21 protein-coding genes are annotated in these 17,170 nt (G+C 62.5%); 11 read left to right on the forward strand and 10 right to left on the reverse strand.

What is annotated here, in order from left to right:
* Positions 1-110 precede the first annotated feature (110 nt).
* Positions 111-860, reverse strand: coding sequence for a Crp/Fnr family transcriptional regulator (locus CQ12_RS02990; protein ID WP_057833870.1), 750 nt, complete (start codon positions 858-860; stop codon positions 111-113).
* A gap of 114 nt (positions 861-974) precedes the next feature.
* On the opposite strand from CQ12_RS02990, the gene CQ12_RS02995 reads away from it, so the two are divergent.
* Complete coding sequence (locus CQ12_RS02995) at positions 975-1,178, forward strand: hypothetical protein (protein WP_057833871.1); 204 nt, start codon at positions 975-977, stop codon at positions 1,176-1,178.
* Between the two features lie 87 nt (positions 1,179-1,265).
* Here the strand turns inward: CQ12_RS02995 and CQ12_RS03000 are convergent, their stop codons facing one another.
* From CQ12_RS03000 to CQ12_RS03015, 5 genes are all read right to left on the reverse strand, one after another.
* A complete protein-coding gene (locus tag CQ12_RS03000) occupies positions 1,266-1,496 on the reverse strand; it encodes a DUF6894 family protein (RefSeq protein ID WP_057833872.1) in 231 nt (76 codons plus the stop codon).
* A gap of 93 nt (positions 1,497-1,589) precedes the next feature.
* Complete coding sequence (locus tag CQ12_RS44845; RefSeq protein ID WP_187399153.1) at positions 1,590-1,748, reverse strand: hypothetical protein; 159 nt, start codon at positions 1,746-1,748, stop codon at positions 1,590-1,592.
* A 147-nt stretch (positions 1,749-1,895) separates the two neighbouring features.
* Positions 1,896-2,810 (reverse strand): CHAD domain-containing protein, encoded by a 915-nt coding sequence (locus CQ12_RS03005; RefSeq protein WP_057833873.1) that lies wholly within the window; start codon positions 2,808-2,810, stop codon positions 1,896-1,898.
* A 2-nt stretch (positions 2,811-2,812) separates the two neighbouring features.
* Positions 2,813-4,381 carry a bifunctional aminoglycoside phosphotransferase/ATP-binding protein gene (locus CQ12_RS03010; protein ID WP_057833874.1) on the reverse strand — a complete coding sequence of 523 codons (1,569 nt, stop codon included), beginning with the start codon at positions 4,379-4,381 and terminating at the stop codon, positions 2,813-2,815.
* Positions 4,378-5,361 carry a zinc-dependent alcohol dehydrogenase family protein gene (locus tag CQ12_RS03015; RefSeq protein WP_057833875.1) on the reverse strand — a complete coding sequence of 328 codons (984 nt, stop codon included), beginning with the start codon at positions 5,359-5,361 and terminating at the stop codon, positions 4,378-4,380. Before CQ12_RS03015 ends, CQ12_RS03010 begins: the two co-directional genes overlap by 4 nt.
* Positions 5,362-5,534: 173 nt before the next feature.
* On the opposite strand from CQ12_RS03015, the gene CQ12_RS03020 reads away from it, so the two are divergent.
* Positions 5,535-6,257: a CBS domain-containing protein gene (locus tag CQ12_RS03020; RefSeq protein ID WP_057833876.1), complete on the forward strand. Its 723-nt coding sequence runs from the start codon at positions 5,535-5,537 to the stop codon at positions 6,255-6,257.
* A 32-nt stretch (positions 6,258-6,289) separates the two neighbouring features.
* On the opposite strand, the gene CQ12_RS03025 is transcribed toward CQ12_RS03020, so the two are convergent.
* Both CQ12_RS03025 and CQ12_RS03030 read right to left on the reverse strand, forming a co-directional pair.
* Complete coding sequence (locus CQ12_RS03025; protein WP_057833877.1) at positions 6,290-6,715, reverse strand: CBS domain-containing protein; 426 nt, start codon at positions 6,713-6,715, stop codon at positions 6,290-6,292.
* A gap of 25 nt (positions 6,716-6,740) precedes the next feature.
* A complete protein-coding gene (locus tag CQ12_RS03030; RefSeq protein WP_057833878.1) occupies positions 6,741-7,568 on the reverse strand; it encodes a universal stress protein in 828 nt (275 codons plus the stop codon).
* A 273-nt stretch (positions 7,569-7,841) separates the two neighbouring features.
* On the opposite strand from CQ12_RS03030, the gene fixL reads away from it, so the two are divergent.
* The 5 genes from fixL (at position 7,842) to CQ12_RS03055 (ending at position 11,564) form a co-directional block, all read left to right on the forward strand.
* Complete coding sequence (gene fixL, locus CQ12_RS03035; RefSeq protein WP_057833879.1) at positions 7,842-9,383, forward strand: sensor protein FixL; 1,542 nt, start codon at positions 7,842-7,844, stop codon at positions 9,381-9,383.
* The gene (gene fixJ, locus CQ12_RS03040) at positions 9,367-9,984 is read left to right on the forward strand and encodes a response regulator FixJ (protein WP_057833880.1); all 618 of its coding nucleotides are present in this window, start codon (positions 9,367-9,369) and stop codon (positions 9,982-9,984) included. Before fixL ends, fixJ begins: the two co-directional genes overlap by 17 nt.
* A gap of 43 nt (positions 9,985-10,027) precedes the next feature.
* Entirely contained in the window at positions 10,028-10,471 is a 444-nt protein-coding gene (locus CQ12_RS03045) for a response regulator (protein WP_083519103.1), read from the forward strand.
* A gap of 97 nt (positions 10,472-10,568) precedes the next feature.
* On the forward strand, positions 10,569-11,264 hold the full coding sequence (locus tag CQ12_RS03050; protein WP_057833881.1) for a helix-turn-helix domain-containing protein: 696 nt from the start codon (positions 10,569-10,571) through the stop codon (positions 11,262-11,264).
* 42 nt (positions 11,265-11,306) lie between these two features.
* A complete protein-coding gene (locus tag CQ12_RS03055; protein ID WP_057833882.1) occupies positions 11,307-11,564 on the forward strand; it encodes a hypothetical protein in 258 nt (85 codons plus the stop codon).
* Between the two features lie 265 nt (positions 11,565-11,829).
* On the opposite strand, the gene CQ12_RS03060 is transcribed toward CQ12_RS03055, so the two are convergent.
* Positions 11,830-13,080, reverse strand: coding sequence for an aminotransferase class III-fold pyridoxal phosphate-dependent enzyme (locus tag CQ12_RS03060; RefSeq protein ID WP_057833883.1), 1,251 nt, complete (start codon positions 13,078-13,080; stop codon positions 11,830-11,832).
* A gap of 226 nt (positions 13,081-13,306) precedes the next feature.
* On the opposite strand from CQ12_RS03060, the gene CQ12_RS03065 reads away from it, so the two are divergent.
* Together CQ12_RS03065 and CQ12_RS03070 are read left to right on the forward strand one after the other, a co-directional pair.
* Positions 13,307-13,942 (forward strand): DsbA family protein, encoded by a 636-nt coding sequence (locus CQ12_RS03065; RefSeq protein ID WP_157087970.1) that lies wholly within the window; start codon positions 13,307-13,309, stop codon positions 13,940-13,942.
* 84 nt (positions 13,943-14,026) lie between these two features.
* Positions 14,027-14,995, forward strand: coding sequence for a Bug family tripartite tricarboxylate transporter substrate binding protein (locus CQ12_RS03070; protein ID WP_057833885.1), 969 nt, complete (start codon positions 14,027-14,029; stop codon positions 14,993-14,995).
* A gap of 5 nt (positions 14,996-15,000) precedes the next feature.
* Here the strand turns inward: CQ12_RS03070 and CQ12_RS03075 are convergent, their stop codons facing one another.
* Positions 15,001-15,291, reverse strand: coding sequence for a PilZ domain-containing protein (locus CQ12_RS03075; protein WP_057833886.1), 291 nt, complete (start codon positions 15,289-15,291; stop codon positions 15,001-15,003).
* Between the two features lie 248 nt (positions 15,292-15,539).
* Here CQ12_RS03075 and CQ12_RS03080 point away from each other — a divergent pair, with 248 nt between their 5' ends.
* Both CQ12_RS03080 and CQ12_RS03085 read left to right on the forward strand, forming a co-directional pair.
* The gene (locus CQ12_RS03080; protein WP_057833887.1) at positions 15,540-16,742 is read left to right on the forward strand and encodes an acyl-CoA dehydrogenase family protein; all 1,203 of its coding nucleotides are present in this window, start codon (positions 15,540-15,542) and stop codon (positions 16,740-16,742) included.
* Positions 16,743-16,754: 12 nt separating this feature from the next.
* Positions 16,755-17,156, forward strand: a complete 402-nt coding sequence (locus CQ12_RS03085; protein ID WP_057833888.1) for a VOC family protein — start codon at positions 16,755-16,757, stop codon at positions 17,154-17,156.
* Positions 17,157-17,170: the final 14 nt, after the last annotated feature.

Below are 17,170 nucleotides of genomic sequence, written 5' to 3' on the forward strand. Positions count from 1 at the left end.
ATGCGTCTAGGGGGCGGGACTGCTATCAGCAGCCGCTTGAGTTTGCTGTGTCATCCCTTGGACACAGATTGCATAATTTTCCCGCAACCAAATCGTTCCAAATATCCATTTCAAAGCGACGGATTCTGGTGGAGGTAACGATCGTCGAACTGCGCCAATTCCCCGAGCTTTGCTTCGTCGAGTACCGTCACCCGGCCTCTGCTGATGTCCACGATCCGTTCCTCGCGCAGTTGCTTGATCACACGGTTGGCATGCACGGGCGTGATGCCCAGCGCTTCGCCGATTTGTTCCTGCGTCAGCGGCATTTCGAAATTGTCGCCCGCCGGCCGGCCGGTAACTTCAAGCCGCTTGCGAAGTTCGAGAACGATGTGGGCGAGCCGCCCCGTCGCCGGTCGCTGCCCGACATTGACGATCCATTCCCGGAACATCGCCGCATCGATCAGCGTGTCGCGCCAGAGCATTTCCGCGAGGTTCGGCTTCGCCCGTGTCAGCGCCCGCAGCGATGCGTGGCTGATGAAGCCGAGCGTGCACGCGGTCAAGCTAATGAGATCGTGATCCATACGGTGCAGATGCAGGCTCTGCAGGTCAGGAATTTCACCCGGGATATGGATGGAGAGAATTTGCCGCTGGCCGCTGGCGATGAGCTTGGACCGAACGCAGAAACCCTCAATAACCAGACAACTATCCGTCGGGCGCTCACCGTCCGATACGATCGCTCTGCCCGCTTCCCAGTGGCGAATGGCAATCGGTAACTCATGTAATGCCGCAATATCAGCGTCCTCCAGTCCTGAGACGGTATTGAGCCGCCGCAGCAAGGTCGCAAAGACCAGCTCCCGATCCAAAACCCGTGTCTCCTTCATTTGGACGACTGTCTTCCAATGAACGAACGGACCGCCCGGTGCGGGGTTCCCAACAAAGGTTAAGGACACGGCCACTGTGGCGTGGAAGGTTTCAGGACCCGCACGGAGGTCGTTATGAAGAAAAAACGCAATCGAAGCCGCCCGGTTCTCACGCTTCAGGAGCGGCTCGGCCAAGTCGCCCTTCGCGCGCGGAAAGAGGCCGCCGACCTGCCGCCGGGCCAGGAACGCGACCGTCTGATAGAAATAGCGATGGCAAACGAGGCCGCGGCCAGCATCGACCGCTGGCTTTCATCCCCAGGCTTGCAAGGCCCCAAATAGTTCTTCGGAACGTGGCTGGCTTCGCCCAGTTCGCGGCGCGGCCAGGAGCAGACGCGCGCCACAGCGTTCCCAGGGAGCGCTTGATTTCTACTTGGGCTTTTCGGCGCAGACGTGAATGACGTAGAGCGGCTTGGAGGACTCGTCGGTAACCTCCATCCGCCAGTTCTTGCCCGGGCGCAACTTCCCGTCGAGATCCTGAATGATCTGCCCCGCGGTTACCGTTGCTTCCCGCCATGCCGCTAGCACGTCGGGTAACTCTTCACCTTCCTCGTCAAGTTCGACCCTGTCGTAATACACGTTGAAAAAGTAACGTGGCATGAGGGGCATTCCCTTACGGTGATTCCTTCTCGACCCATACGCAACAAAACCCTTAGTTTTCGGCCGGCTTCTTCATCACCATCCTCAGTTCCCTCAATGCGTGTTCGATTCCTGCCATTTGTCCGGGTCGGACTTGGTCGTGCCGGACTTCTGTTCCTTTTCAGGGTTGCCCTTCCACGGCTTGTCGGTCTGCCGGTGCGTTCCCCAGTCAGTCTGCTGACGAGGGTCGTCCTTGGGAGTTTCCTTGCTCATGCTGCGACCTCCTTGAGGAATAGGCATCAACTCTGCCAAAGGTTCCTGTCGCCTGCAGCGTGCAGTGACCGGGCCAGCCGCAGGATCGCGAGGCGAGGTTCGTGCGAATTCTCGCCAGCCCGGAGGAAGTGTCGTTTTCACAACGGCTTAGATTGAATTCTGGAGAATGGAACCGGCCAGAGGCGTGGCAATCTCGCGATGAGACGCGAGGCAAGCGCCAAGCAGCTTTTCCTTCCGACGGCGATAACCCGGCGGCTTCTTTGCTTTGTCCTTTTTTGCTTGCGGCCCGTCGCCGGCAAGGTCGGCAAAGCGCTTGAGATCGCGCAGGTCACCCAATGCACGCTGCAGCCGCTTTGCAGGCCGATGCAGATGGCGCAATTCGCGGTGACCCCACAGGCTGACGGTTTCCGTCAGCGCTTCAAGCATGTAGCGGAACCGTTTGAACTTGATCCGTAGCCGGTGGCGGCGCGACGCGCCCAGCGTCTTCAGTCGCCGTCCCTTGTGGACCAATCGCCCATGCCAGCGGTCGAGTTCACGGGCGCAATAGATTTGCAGGGCTTCGGTGTCCTTGCGCCGCTGCCAGCGCGCCAACCATGGCCCTCGCCTGATCCAGCCTGCCATTGCCGAGATCAGGTGTTGCGTCCGAACCGAGCGCAGGGCGCGAACCAGTAGGCGGTGGTCCCGCATCTGGCGTTGATCGAGCTGCTCCCCGATCATGCGCTGCGCCCATGCACGGTATCGCTTGCGGCGCGCATACGCCACCAGAACATCGCTGTCGCGCGCGGCGCCGAGCGGGCCGTTCAGCCACGCAATCTCCTTCTTCAGGCGCAGCCATTCCGTGTCGACCACGATCGGTTCGAAGAACGCCACCGCGGCGCGCAACCGCGTGATCGCAACGCGGATCTGGTGCACGGCCTCGGCATCGCCTGCGCATGCGCTGCTGTGATGGGCCTTGATGGCCGCGACGCAGTCGAGCGCCATTGCCTGGAATGTGGTCGCACAATCGAGACTTGCCGCCGCGGGGACCTTGCGCCGGCTGGACGTTCTGCTCGGCGCCGCCATTGTCAGCTCACCCCCCGTGCTGGCGCGAATAGCGGCACACAGGCATTGCGCAGCGACTGCTCCGGTGTGCCCGAGGCATCGATCATATGCCAATTTATCGCGCCGACCGCCTCCTGTTTCAGGGCGATATGCCGCGTGGCGTCGGATGCGTCATCCCTGCGCTGCTCGATGCGCGCCAGCCTGGTCGCCAGATCGGCCGTCAGGAACAGGCCGACGAAGCCCACGCCAGACCGGGCCGCGAGGTCGGCGATTTCAGTTCGTTCTCCCTCCCGCAGATACATGGCATCGAGCACGACCGAACAGCCTTGGGCGAGGACACGCTGCGCGGTGCTCGCGAGCGCGTCGTAGACGCGTTTCGAAACATCTGCTCGATAGGCGGACTCCGGCAGGGCGGTGGTTTCGCTGGTACCGAACAGGCGTTTGCGAACTACATCCGAGCGGACGATAACCGCACCGGGCGGAGGCTCGATCAGGCCCGCGAGCCCGCGTGCAAGCACCGACTTGCCTGTCCCCGACTGCCCGCCGATTGCCACCACTAGCGGCGGCTTGGGCATGATGAGGCGTCCAGCCAGGTCGAAATAGCGCGTGGCCTCCTGCCACGCCGCGTCGCTCTCTTCGGCATGTTCGCTCTTCACGAACAGCACATGTGCCCGGATCGCCGCCCGCACCGACAGGAACAGCGGCAGCAGGCGGAGGCCGTCGATCTGTTCTTCCCCCGCCTCCGCGAGGTAGCGATTGAAGACTGTGTTTGCCGCCGTACGTTGATCGAAATGGATCAGATCCATCAACGTAAAGGCGAGATCGTAAAGCACATCCGTCGTGGCGATGACGGGATCGAACTCGATGGCATCAAACAACAATGGCCGACCGTCCACCAGGGCAATATTGGCAAGATGCAGATCGCCATGGCATCGGCGCACAAAGCCCTGCTCGGCACGCTGCCTGAGCAATGGCTGCAACGTCGTTGCAGAATTGCGGCTAGCCGCATCGAGCTGGTCGACGGCAACGGCATCAAGCCCGCGCACGGTGCGAAACTTTGTGGTATTGCGCGTGATGATCGGTCGAATGGAGGCAAGCCAGCTTTCTCCGTCCGCGCGCGGCACCTTGTCGTGGGATCGCAGAATGGCGTCGGCCGTGGCGGTCGCAAGCGATGCATCGATCGTCTTCGATTTCGCCACACAATCGAGCGACTGCCTTTCGTCGAACCGCGTCATTTCGACCGCCCATTCGACCGGCGCGCCTGTGCCGCCGATTTCGAGGGCGCCGTCAGAGTTGCGCGTGATGGCGACGACGCCCCGGTAGAGCTCGGGAGCGTTGCCGGCGTTGACTTTCAGTTCTTCCTCGCACGCGCGCTTTCGTTTCTCCAGTGACGAGTAATCGAGAAATGGCAGACGCACGGCGCGCTTGATCTTCAAAGCCCGATCCGCGCCGAGAAAAACCATCGAGGCATGGGTGTCGATCTGCCTGCCGCCTTTGGCCGGACCGAAGCTAGAGCCTTCGAGGAATTCAAGCACCTCCCGCTGCGGGTCGGCCTCGACTCCAGCCGTACTGGCGGGCGGCTGCGCGGTCATGGCTGCAGCACGGCGGCGCCGGTGATCTGCCCGGCCCGCAACTTCGAGAGAACTTCGTTCGCTTGCCGCAACGGAAACACGCTGGTGTGCGTCCTGATGCCGGCTTTTGTGGCGGTCTTGAAGAATTCGATGCCGTCATTGCGCGTCAGGTTGGCGACCGAAAGCAGCTGCCGTTCCTCCCAGAGCAGTCGGTAGGGAAATTCGGGAATGTCCGACATGTGAATGCCGGCGCAGACCACACGCCCGCCTTTGCGTACGGCGCGCAGTGCCAATGGCACGAGAGAGCCGACCGGTGCGTAGATGATGGCGGCGTCGAGCGGCACGTGAGGCAGATCCTCCGACCCGCCGGCCCATGCTGCGCCGAGCGATTTTGCAAGACCCTGCGCATCCGTGTCGCCTGCACGGGTGAATGCATAGACGGAACGGCCCTGCCAGCGCGCCACCTGCGCAACGATATGCCCGGCCGCGCCGAAGCCGAAAATGCCGAGATGCATCCCCTCGCCCGCCATCACCAGCGAGCGCCAACCGATCAGGCCTGCGCAAAGCAGAGGTGCGATAGCGACATCATCGCCGGCCTCACCGAGCGGAAAGCAATAGCTGCTATCGGTGACGAGATGCGTGGCAAAGCCACCGTCCCGCGTGTAACCGGTGAAGCGCGGCCGGTCGCACAGATTTTCCCGACCGCTTCGGCAGTACGAACATTCGCCGCAGGTATGCCCGAGCCAGGGAACTCCGACCCTCTCGCCGATCATGCGAGAAGTTGCACCGGGACCAAGGGCCTCGACGCGGCCAACCACCTCGTGACCGGGAACGATCGGATAAGCGATGTCAGGCAATTCTCCGTCGACAACATGCAGATCGGTCCGGCATACGCCGCAGGCGCCGACCTTGACGCGCACTTCGCCAGGCCCGGGCACCGGTTCCTTTCGCAGCTCAAATTGCAGCGGCGCGCCGGGCGCTTTCAGGACCATGGCGTGCATGTCGTCCGATTTCCTCACGCAAGCGTGTGCAGCCTAACCGATGCGGACGGGCGTACGTTTGATCCTCGTCAATCGAGCCCGAGTGCACATTCTCTAACATGGCGACGTCAGCAGAGCTGCGCCAGCCGCGGCGTACTGCCATTTCCGGATGGCATGGAACAGGAGACCGTCTCATGCGTGCCCACCAGATCATGACCCGCTCCGTTGTCACGATCGCACCTGATGCCACTATCATTGAGGCCGCCAATACCATGCTGCGGCATCATGTCAGCGGGCTCCCCGTCGTCGATGCCGCCGGAGCCCTGGTAGGCATCGTTTCCCAGGGCGATTTCATTCGCCGCAGCGAGATCGGCACGCAGCGCAGGCGCGGCCGCTGGCTCCGAATTCTGTTAGGCGACTCCGCCGTCGATTATGTTCAAGAGCACGGCCGCAGGGTCTCGGATGTCATGACCAGCGATCCGGTCACCGTTACCCAAGACGCGACTCTGGAAGAGATCGTCAATGCGATGGAGACCAACGGCGTCAAGCGCCTGCCGGTGATGGACGGAGCCAGGCTCGTCGGCATTGTGTCGCGCACCAATCTGATGCAGGCGGTCGCAAGCCTCGCCCATGAGATCCCCGATCCGACCGCCGACGACGACCACATTCGCAGCCGCGTCTTCGCCGCGATCGACAAGAACGATTGGAGCCCGTTCGGGCTCAACGTTATCGTGCGCGACGGCATCGTCCATCTGAGTGGCGTGATCACCGACGAACGGTCGCGGCAAGCGGCCATCGTGGCCGCGCAGAACGTCGTCGGCGTGAACAAGGTTCACGACCACCTGTGCTGGGTCGATACCATGTCCGGGATGCTTCTGAAATCGCCCGAGGACATCGAGATGGCAAAGGCGGGCTAGGCCCGCCGCACACCCCACGCGGCAGGGACGGTCTACTTGCGCGCGCTCTCGGTCAGCGCACGCATGATGTCCCCGCGCGAGATGATCCCGACCAACCGCTGCTCGGCGTCCAGTACAGGAAGACTCTTCATCCGGTGGTCCACCATCAGTTGCAGGACGCGGGTCAGCTTCGTTGCCGGGTCGACATAGATGAATTCCGGCGTCATCACATCCACCACCATCCGCGACAACAGGTCGTCATAGGCCGGAACCATGCGACCGGGGTTGAACGCGAAGCATTTCAGGAAATCGAAATCGCTCACGACGCCGACGATGTCATCGCCTTCGCGCACCGGATAGCAGTTGAAATCATCGACCTCGAACATCCGGTGCAGCTCGCGCATGGTGGTGTCGCGCGCTACCGTCTTCACCTGGCGCGTCATGTATTGGCCGACGCTCGCTTCGAGAAATCTATGCACGGAGGTTCCTCGTCATTGTAGCTCGTTACCGGGACAGGAACGCGCAGCGGCGCGATTCAGTTGCAAGGTGGCGTGTCACGCCGCTCAGCACCCATTCGCGCAATCGCGAGTGGCCGTAGGCGCCCGCAATGACGGCGCCCGCTCCGATGTTGGCGGCGATCTTCTCGAGCTGATCGGTCACGCCGCCGGCCTTCTCGGGAACGAGGGTGTTTGCCACGATGCCGTGGCCGCGCAGCCATGCCGCCACGTCGGCAACATGCGAGCGCGCATCCGCGCGACGGTCGTCCTGCTCCGCAACCTCGGCAACCGTGACTTCCGTTGCGGCAGCCAGGATCGGCAGAGCATCGAACACGGCCCGGCGTGCCTCCCGAACGTCCTTCCAGGCGATCAGAACGCTTCTCAGATCGAGCCATTCGGTTTTGGGCGGCACCACGATCAGCGGCCGACCCGCTTGCATGACGAGATCGCTCGGGTCGGGAGCCGCATTGGGGTCCACCAGAGCCTCGGAGCGGGCGCCGACCACGAGGATATCGGCGGCTCTTGCCTGCTGCAGCACGTAGGGGACCGGTAACGTCCGGCTGGCGCGCCACTCCACTGCTGTTGCACGCCTCTCGACCGAAGCACGAAACTCCGATTCGAGTTCCGATAATTGTCGCTCGATAGCAGCGGTCTCCTCTTCGAACAGCTTCTGCGCGAAGGCGCCACTCGCGAAGTACATCGGTGGCCTGAGGTCAGAGGCGGCAACGCCAATAATCCGCGCTTCGAATCGTTCGGCGATATCTCCAGCCACCCTGAGGCAGGCATCGTTGGGTCGGTCCAGCGCCAATCCGACCATAATGGTTTTGTAGTCCATTACCTGCTCCACGCCTTGGGACGGAATGCCGTGTGGGCCCTGCCCGCACGGCGACATCCTAGATGGCGGTGCCGGTTTGAAACTGACCTAGATCAAGATTCCCGCTTGGCTCTTCGAGGCGCCCGCGATCGCCGTGTGTCGCCGGGCAGGAATTCGAAAATTTGCGCCTATTATCAGATGGATATTGAACCTTTATGATGTCGCTTCGCCGCGGTTTCCAACGCCCGATCTAATGCGGTATCTGATGAGTCGGAGCAGCCAAGAAGGCGAAGCATGTTCAGCGCCGACCGACCCTTTCGAGATCAAGACTCACTCGATGCGAACGCGCGCAGCGGCGCCGAGGGATCGGGCGTCGGCGCGTGGGATCTCGAACTGTCGACCCGCAAGTTGAGTTGGTCCAGCGCCGCGCGGAAGCTCTTCGGCGTCGAGCCGGATGCGTCTGTCGATTACGATCTCTTCCTGTCCCTGCTCGATGCGCAGGACCGCGACCGAACGGCCGAGGCTATACAACAGTCGATCGATACCGGATGCAGTTTCGACGTTCAGTACAGGGTGCGCCGGCACTCGGATGAAGGGCACTGGGTGCGTGCGCTGGGCACGACCGTCAATGGTCCCGACGGCGCTCCCGCCCGGCTCAGCGGCGTGATGATCGACATCAACCGCGAGAAGCGCCTTGAGGACGCGGTCAGAACACGTGAGCGGCACTTTCGCTCGATTCTGGACACGATTCCGGATGCGATGATCGTGATCGACCAGAACGGCATCATGCAATTCTTCTCCAGCGCCGCCGAGCGCCAGTTCGGTTACAGCGAACCAGAGGCGATCGGAAAGAACATCAGCGTTCTGATGCCAGAACCGGATCGCAGCCGTCACGACGGCTATATCGCGCGCTACCTGAAGACGGGCGAGCGACGCATCATCGGCATCGGACGTATCGTCACCGGCATGCGCAAGGACGGCACGACGTTTCCGATGCATCTCACCATCGGTGAGATGCATTCCGCGGGAAGGCCTTTCTTTACCGGCTTTGTCCGCGATCTCACCGAGCAGCAACAAACCCAGGCGCGGTTGCAGGAACTGCAATCCGAACTGGTCCACGTCTCCCGTCTGAGCGCGATGGGCGAGATGGCTTCCGCCCTCGCCCATGAACTCAATCAACCGCTGTCGGCGATCAGCAATTACATGAAGGGATCACGCCGCCTGCTGGCCGGTGGCGCCGCCGACAACGCGCCGAAGATCGAAGTAGCGCTTGATCGCGCCGCGGAGCAGGCGATCCGCGCCGGCGACATCATCAGGCGGTTGCGCAATTTCGTCGCCCGCGAAGCCTCCGAGAAGCGCGTCGAAAGCCTTTCAAAGATGATCGAGGAAGCCGGCGCGCTCGGGCTCACCGGCGCCCGCGAACAAGGCGTATTCCTGCGCTTCAACCTCGACCCGACTTGCGACCTCGTGGTCGCCGACAGGGTCCAGATCCAGCAGGTGCTGGTCAATCTGTTCCGCAATGCGCTGGAAGCGATGGCGGCCTCGACGCACCGGGAGCTGATTGCCTCAAACACCAGAGCCGCAGACGACATGATCGAAATCGCCGTCTCCGACACCGGCCCCGGCTTCGCCGGCGACGCGCTTGCAAACCTGTTCCAGCCATTTTTCACGACAAAGGAAACAGGCATGGGCGTCGGCCTTTCCATCAGCCGGACAATCATCGAAACCCATGGCGGGCGGATGTGGGCCGAAACCAACCGATCCGGTGGCGCGACCTTCCGCTTCACACTGCCCGCCGCGCATGCCAAGGATATGACCGATGCCAGCGAACGCTAAGGTTTATGTCATCGACGACGACCCGGCGATGCGGGACTCGCTGGATTTCCTGCTCGGCTCGGCGGGCTTCAGCGTCCGTCTTTTCGATTCCGCGCAGGCTTTCCTGAACGAGGTTGCGAACCTGGAGGCCGGCTGTGTGGTCACCGACGTGCGCATGCCCGGTATCGACGGCATGGAACTGCTGCGCCAACTGAACTCATGTCCGCGAAAGCTGCCAGTGATTGTCATGACAGGCCATGGCGACGTGCCGCTGGCCGTCGAAGCGATGAAGCTCGGGGCGCTGGATTTTCTTGAAAAGCCGTTCGAGGACGACCGGCTGATTGACATGATCGAGACCGCCCTTGCGGAACGCAAGAGCAGTTCGAAAAGCGAGGCGTTATCGGCCGATTTGGCTGCCCGCGTCGCCAGCCTCACCCAGCGCGAACGCCAGGTGATGCAGGGGCTGGTGACGGGGCAATCGAACAAGGCCATCGCCCGGGAGTACGACATCAGCCCGCGCACGGTGGAGGTCTATCGGGCGAATGTGATGACCAAGATGCAGGCCGGTAACCTTTCCGAACTGGTGCGGTTTGCGATCCGGGCCGGCATCGTCGAAGATTGAGCCAAGTCAATTCGGGGCCCGGAAATATCTCTAGCCTGTCGGTATGACCGACACCCGCAACAGCGCCACAGATGAAGCCAGCGCCGGCCCTCCGCCCAGGAGGGCGATGATATACGTCGTCGATGACGATTACGGCGTCCGGACATCGCTGCGATTTCTGCTGGAGAGCGAGGGTTTCGACGTCCGCACCTTCCGCAGCGGAACCGCGCTGCTTGGATCCTCCACCCGCAATCGAGCGGATTGTCTCGTCGTTGACTACAAGATGTCCGAACTTGACGGACTGGAACTGGCCTATCGGCTGCGAAAGCTCGACATACCCACCCCGATCATTCTGATCACGGGCCATCTCGACGAACGCATCTTGGCCAAAGCCAGTTCGGTGGGCGTGCGCCAAGTGTTCTTGAAGCCCAATCTGGCCGACAATCTGGTCGATTGCGTTCGAAATGCCGTCAATGCGGAGGGCCCGCCGGTCGGGGCCTCTCCGTAATATCCCGTAGGGGATCTCCCTTAGGATATCGCCCCAAATATCGGGCAGCCAAAATCCCAATTACACCAAAGCCATCCCGCATCGAGGAGATGGCAAAATGCTCACCCAGACGATCACCGCCCCGGCAGCCAAGGTTTTCCCTGTCCCGCGCGCCCAAAATGTTCCAGCCGCCGACGAGTTCAGCGTGATCGCGACCTGCGCGGGTGTGATCGCCAGCGAATTCTCCTACCGCAAGGACGAGGAAATCTACGGCGAGGGCGAGCCTTGTGAATACGTCTATCAGGTGGTCCGCGGCGCGGTGCGCACCTACAAGCTGCTCAACGACGGGCGGCGGCAGATCGGCGCGTTCCATCTGCCCGGCGACGTGTTCGGCCTCGATGCCGGTTCGACCCATCGCCTGACCGCCGAAGCGATTGGCGAGACCACAGTGCGCCTCGTGAAACGTCGCAGCCTGGAAGCCGTCGCCGGGTCGAATGTCCAGGTAGCCCATAACCTCTGGACCATGACCGCACGCGACCTTCGCCATGCCGAAGATCATATGCTGCTGCTGGGACGGAAGACGGCGATGGAGAAAGTTGCCACCTTCCTGCTGGAGATGGATCGCCGACTCGCCAAGGCCGGCATGATGGCGCTGCCGATGTGCCGCCGCGACATCGGCGACTATCTCGGCCTGACGCTGGAAACCGTTTCGCGGGCGCTTTCACAGCTCAGCGATCAGGGCATTCTGGTGTTCTCCAGCGCCCGTCAAATCGTGCTGCGCAATCGCCAGCGACTGGCGGACTTGGACGCCTGAGAGTAAGCTGGGGCAAAAGCCGGAAAGGATGGGAGGTGCCGGATGAACAATTATCGCGTCTCCTTCTACAAGGATCTCTGCAATTCCGACGGGCACAGCTTCAAATGCCTGCAGCGCCAGATCGATGTCCAATCGGACGAACCTTCCCAGGCGATAGTGCTGGCAGAGCGGTTGGTCGATAACGAACGACTCAACGCCAATTGCGTCGAGGTCATGCAGCTAAGCGGCGATCACGAGTTCGAACATCCCGCGGTCTATTCGCCCGCCCACAGCAAGCACGTATGGAACCGCGTCGCGTGACGAATTGATCGCGACGCAGATTGAAGCTCGTGCACTTGTGAGCTTGCGCGGTCGGCTGCTCCGCCCGCGCCATGTGTTCTAGTGCTGGCTGTTTGATCCACGTCAATGCGAAACCGGCGAAACGCAGGGATAGTCGATCTACATGCCGGACGAAGATGTCCCGCATCATTCGGCGATCTCGCCGTTTTCTCCTAAGACTGCCCCGCCATCGTCGGTCATAACGGCCGCGTTGCGGGGCATTTTTACGGATGTCCGCAAATTTGGATCACACATCCAACTCGCGGACGGCCTTGAAGCCATGCGAGGCCGCCTGCAACGCCTCGTCGATGTCGGCTGCGCGATGCGCCGAAGACAGGAACATGTTGTGCTGGGGATGAAAGAACGCGCCATGGCGCAGCGCGGCTGAGCAGAACGCCCTGCCCTTGCGCACCTCCGGGTCGGCCTCGAACAGCATCAGCGGCATCTGCGGCGGCCCGCTCTGGCGGATCGCGATCCCATGTTCGTTGGCCAGCGCTGCCAACCCCACGCGCAACCTCAGGCCCATCGCACGGATATGTCCGGGCACATCGGTCTCGCGCGCGATCCGCAACGTCGCCCGCGCCGCCGCCATCGCCACCGTGCCGCACCAGAACGAACCGGTGACGAATATCCTGGTGGCGGCCTCGCGGAAGCGATCATTGCCGGTAACAGCGGCCAGCGCATAGCCGTTGGCAATCGCCTTGCTCCAAGCGCAGAGGTCCGGCCGCACGCCGAGCGCTTCCCAGCTTCCCCTGATATCAAGGCGCAGGCCGGCCCGCACTTCATCGACGATCAGGGCGGCATCGGCCGCATCGCAAGCCGCGCGCGCGGCTTCGGCAAATTCTCTCGTCGGCAATTCGAGATCGCGTCCCATGTCGTGGCGGAAAGCCGTCACCAGGATCGCAGCGAGATCCTTCCCCGCTTCCTCGATCGCCGCCCGCAGGCTCTGCACGTCGTTGTATTCGAAATGCACGAGATGCGCGCGGTCCTCGGCCGTCACGCCGGCAACGCTTGGCGAGCACCATGGCAGCGCGCCGTGATAGCTGCCGCGCGCGACCAGCACCTTGCGGCGACCGGTGCCGGCGCGGGCGATCGTGACGCAGCTTGTCGTCGCGTCGCCGCCGTTCTTCTGAAACATCGCCCAGTCCGCATGCGGCAGCATGGCGACGAGATCCTCGGCAAGCTCCACCATGACCTCGCCCGGACCGTTGAGGCAGTCGCCCTTGGCGGCTTGCGCCTCAGCGGCCGCCTGAACTTCGGGATGCCGATGGCCGAGCAGGATCGGCCCCCAACTGCACATGAAGTCGATGTACTCGCGGCCATCGACGTCACGCACGCGGCACCCCTCTGCGGAGGCGAAGAATTGCGGATAGCCTTCCGGGAGCCGCGCGGCATTCAGATGGCCCCACATGCCGCCGGGGACAACCAGCCTGGCCCTTGCTCGCAACATCGCATCGGCTGTCTGCGTTTCGCTCAACCGCGCTATGTGTTGGGTCATGACGTTCTCGTGATGCATTTCGCTTGACAGAACCGCGCCTCAGTGGCGCGGTCGTCACGACCATCAAACCATCGCGCATCACAGGCGACAAGGCCCATATCCGGCCTGATCACAAATGCGCGGTTTCCAACGGGATCAATCCGATCGGGTGGCTTTTGGCTCGCTAAAGCAATAAAAGACGAGCTCCCGTTCCATCATCCCTTGCCACATCCGTTTCGGAGCAACGTTGAACGTCCATCGTCCCATTGCCTTCGTCGTACTCGTTGCATTCGCGTCTCTCGTCCTCGCGGGCGCTGCGATGGCGCAAAGCACGATCGCGGCCAACGTCGCCAAACCGGTGTCCCTCCCCGACATGGCCATCGGGTCTGAAAAGGCGCCGGTGACCATCACCGAATATTCGTCGATGAGCTGCCCGCATTGCGCGGCGTTCGGCCAGAATGTTTTTCCGATGTTGCGCTCGAAGTATATCGACACCGGCAAGGTGCGTTTCGTGTTCCGCGAGTTTCCGCTCGACATCAAGGCGGCCGCAGCCTCGATACTGGCGCGCTGCATCAGCAAGGGTGATTCCGAAAAATACCTCGCGGCCGTCGAGCTGATGTTCAAGCTGCAGGACCGCCTGATGACGCAAACCAAGGATACGCTGATCTATGTCGGCAAGCAGCACGGTATGAGCGAAGAGGACGTCAAGACCTGCGAGGAAGACCAGGCGCAGTTCGACAAGCTGAGCAACGATCAGCAATACGCCCATCGGGAATTGAAGGTGACCTCAACGCCGACGTTCTTTCTCAACGGTGTAAAGCTGCAGGGCTCGATGACGTTCGAGGAGCTGGAAGAACGGATCACGCCGTTGCTCAAGAAATAGCGCCGCACATCTCGCCGGAAGCCCCTTGTCCGGCGCCGCCGCCTCGCCGATGATGCCCCCAACAAACATAAGGGGGAGAACGCCATGACCGCGGCTGTACGGGTATTGTTGGCAGCCGCATGGCTGCTGTCGGGCGTCGTGGCGTCGTCGGCGCAAAACTATCCGAGCAGGCCGGTGCGCGTCGTGGTCGGCTTTCCCGCCGGCGGCCCGACCGACGTCATCGCCCGTGTCGTCGCGCAGAAACTCAGCGACAATCTCGGCCAGCAATTCTTCGTCGAGAACATCGGCGGTGCCGGCGGCAACACCGCGGCCGGCCAGGTCGCCCGCATGGCGCCGGATGGCTACACCATCATGGTGGTCAGCACCGGCTTCGTCGTGAACCCCAGCCTCTACGCCAAGGTGCCGTATGATCCGGTCAAGGATTTCGCGCCGGTGACGCTGGTTGCGGTTTCGCCGAATGTCGTGGTGGTCAACCCGCAGGTCGCCGCCAAGACATTGCCCGAACTGGTGCAGCTCATCAGGGACAATCCCGGCAAATACAGCTTTGCCGGGCCCGGGGTCGGATCGACGCCGCATCTCGGCGGCGAACTGTTCCGCCTCGCCTTCAAGCTCGATCTGGTCCACGTCCCCTTCACGGGCGCCGCCCCGGCCATTCAGGCGACGGTCGGGGGACACACGCCGATCGCTTTCACGGCGCTGCCGCCTGCTTTGTCCGCGGTGCAGAGCGGACAGCTGCGCGCGCTCGGCGTGGCCTCGACCGAGCGTGCCGCGGGCCTGCCTGATGTGCCGACCTTCGCCGAACAGGGCGTGAGCGATCAGGAGGCCGACACGCTGACCGGAATTGTCGCGCCGGCCGGCACACCGAAGGCGATCATCGATCTGCTCCATCGCGAGATCGCCGGGATCGTGGCGCAACCCGACGTCAAGGAACGCCTCACGACGCTCGGCTTCAAGGCGGTTGCGAATACGCCGGATCAGTTCGGCGCGCGGATCAGGCTTGAGATGGACAAGTGGGGCAAGGTCGTGCGCGATGCAAAGTTGCGGATCGAATAGTGCCCTCAGCAGCCCTGGTTCGATGACGGCTGCTCCACAGCGGCATCCACGATTTTGGTAAAGGTCAGGCCTATACGGTTCTTCTGGATCCAGGCGACCCGGCACTCATGCACGATCGAAGGATTCCTTGCCATCACCAGGCGAAAGTGTTTCGGGACGAAGGCGGGGTTGTCGACATCGATCGCCGCCCCTTCCCGCGAAATATTCCGCACCACGCACGGCATGACAGAACCGCCTGACGAAACATAGGCAGGCTCGTCGATCAGGGTTCGCGGATACTTGCGTTTCTCTTCCATCCTGTTCGTCCCGTTCCGGATTGATCCCGGCCAAACCGCAAGGCTAGCGCAATACCTTAAACAAATCGGCGTGTGCGCCGCAGCGATAGAGCCGACCTGCCGTAGCGTCGGGACCATTGTGCAGAGCGGCACGAAATCCCGATCGGCGATCTGCACAGGTGCTCCGCGTCGCCATGGGCTTGCCGATTGCGACGACGACGCGCTAGCTTTTTACCAATGGCTGACACGCGGACGCGACGGACCCACACATGATCTTGAATACAGCGATCGCAAGCTCTGCTGATCTCGCGGGCGACCAGGCGGTGATCGCCCGGGCCGAAGCCATATGTGAGGATGTCGCGAAAGCGTCCGGCGATATCGAAACCGCACGGCGGCTACCGCCGGCTCTACTTGACAAGCTGCACGACGCGCAATTGTTCCGGCTGTTGTTGCCCCGATCGACCAACGGGATCGAAACCGATCCCGTGACTTTCTTCCATGTCATCGAAACCATTGCCAAGGCAGATGCTTCCACCGCCTGGTGCCTGAGCCAGGCTGGTGGCTGCGCGATGTCTGCGGCGTATCTGGACCTGCCGGTGGCGCAGGCGATCTTCCGCGATCCGCGCGCCGTGCTGGCGTGGGGGCCCGGCCCCAAGGTTCGCGCCGTCGAATGCGAAGGTGGCTACAGGGTGACCGGGGCGTGGTCCTTCGCATCCGGCGGCCGGCATGCGACCTGGCTCGGGGCGCACTGCCCGATCTATGCAGCCGACGGCTCGCCCAAATGCGACGCCAATGGAGCCCCGCTCGAGCGCACCATGCTGGTACGCGCCGAAGACGTCGAGTGGACCGATATCTGGAACACCGTAGGGCTGCGCGGCACGGCCAGCGACCAGTTCGCGCTCAACGATTTCTTCGTCCGCGCGGACCATTCGATTACCCGCGAGTTCGAGCGCGAATGCCGCGAGCGCGGCCCGCTCTATCGCATGAGCAACCACACCTGCTACCAGGTCGGCTTTGCCGGCGTCGCCTGCGGCATCGCCCGTACCGCACTCGACAATTTCGTCGAGACGATGCGCAACAAGGTGCCGCGTGGCGCGAGGATGTCGCTGCGCGACAATGCGGTGGTTCAGAGCAACCTTGCCCAGGCGGAAGTCAATCTCCGCGCCGCGCGTGGCTACGTGTTGCAGTCGATGGCCGACACCTGGAAGGATCTTGGCGCCGGCGCCACGATTACGGTGGCGCAGCGCATGAACATCCGCATGGCCTCCACCCACGCCATTCACATGGCGCGCGAAGCGGTCGACTTTGCCTACAACGCCGCAGGCGCCACCGCGATTTTTGAGAACCATCCGCTGGAGCGGCGATTCCGCGACATCCATACCGTGACCCAGCAGTTGCAGGGCCAACTCCGGCATTTCGAAACCGTCGGCGCCTGGATGATGGGCGTCGATACCGACCTCAGCTTTGTTTAGGAGAGAACGACCATGGGACTTGGCGTCCTGCAGCACTACACGATCGAGCCCGCCGATCTCGAGCGCACCAAGGATTTCTATTGCGACATCCTTGGGCTGGAGAACGGCGACCGCCCGCCGCTCGATTTCCCCGGCTACTGGCTCTACTCGGGCGGCACCGCCACGGTTCATTTGATGGGCACGCGCAAGCCACGCGAAGGTATCGTGGTGCGCGGTACCGAGCGGAAGTATGAAGATACCGGGCGGTTCGATCACATCGCCTTTGCGGCGACCGACGTCGAGGGGATGCGCAAGCGCCTGCAGTCGAAAGGCGTCAAATTCCGCGAGAGCATCGTGCCGCGGACCGGCGATACTCAGTTCTTCCTCTACGACCCCGATGGCGTTGGCGTCGAACTGAACTTTCCGAAGACCTGAGGCCTTACCGGCCC

It is taken from the genome of Bradyrhizobium jicamae, assembly GCF_001440395.1.
GTDB lineage: Bacteria > Pseudomonadota > Alphaproteobacteria > Rhizobiales > Xanthobacteraceae > Bradyrhizobium > Bradyrhizobium jicamae.